Origin of the sequence: Streptomyces cinerochromogenes (assembly GCF_014648635.1) — a bacterium.
In the GTDB taxonomy this organism is placed as follows: Bacteria; Actinomycetota; Actinomycetes; order Streptomycetales; family Streptomycetaceae; genus Streptomyces; species Streptomyces cinerochromogenes.
This window is the reverse complement of record NZ_BMRM01000057.1, coordinates 1-909: the sequence shown is the minus strand read 5'-3', so window position 1 is coordinate 909 and position 909 is coordinate 1. Positions and strand designations below refer to the sequence as shown.

Here is a 909-nt window from a genome sequence, read left to right as displayed (position 1 = left end):
TCACCCGGGCACGGTTGGCGAACCCGCCCGCGCGCAGCGCCTCGGTGACCGACAGGTAGGCGTCGGGCAGGTCGATGTACTTGCCGACCAGCGCCAGGGTGACCTCGTGGTCGGGGTTGTGGACCCGGTCCAGCAGGTCGTCCCAGGTCGTCCAGTCCACGTCCCGGAACGGCAGGTCCAGCTTGCGCACCACGTAGGCGTCCAGGCCCTCGGCGTGCACGACCTTGGGGATGTCGTAGATCGAGCGGGCGTCGGGGCAGGCCACCACCGCGGCCTCGTCCACGTCGCACATCAGGGAGATCTTCCGCTTGATCGCGGTGGGCACCTCCCGGTCGCAGCGCAGCACGATCGCGTCCGGCTGGATACCGATGTTCCTGAGCGCGGCCACCGAGTGCTGGGTCGGCTTGGTCTTCAGCTCGCCCGACGGGCCGATGTAGGGCAGCAGGGAGATGTGCACCACGAAGACGTTGTCCCGGCCGACCTCGTGGCGGACCTGGCGCACCGTCTCCAGGAACGGCAGCGACTCGATGTCACCGACCGTGCCGCCGACCTCGGTGATGACCACGTCGACCTCGTCGGTGGCCATCCGCCGGATGCGGTGCTTGATCTCGTTGGTGATGTGCGGGATGACCTGCACCGTGTCGCCCAGGTACTCCCCGCGCCGCTCCTTGGCGATCACGGTGGAGTAGACCTGGCCGGTGGTGACGTTCGCGGTGCCGTCCAGGTCGCGGTCCAGGAACCGCTCGTAGTGGCCGATGTCCAGGTCGGTCTCGGCGCCGTCGTTGGTGACGAACACCTCACCGTGCTGGAAGGGGTTCATCGTGCCCGGGTCGACGTTCAGGTACGGGTCGAGCTTCTGCATCACGACACGCAGGCCCCGCGCCTTGAGCAGCATGCCCAGGCTGGAGG

The 909-nt window shown here is 68.3% G+C and carries 1 protein-coding gene; it reads right to left on the bottom strand.

Annotated features, from left to right (window positions below):
• On the bottom strand, positions 1 to 909 hold a 909-nt coding region (pyrG, locus tag IEZ20_RS39400; protein ID WP_189307961.1), incomplete at both ends, for a CTP synthase.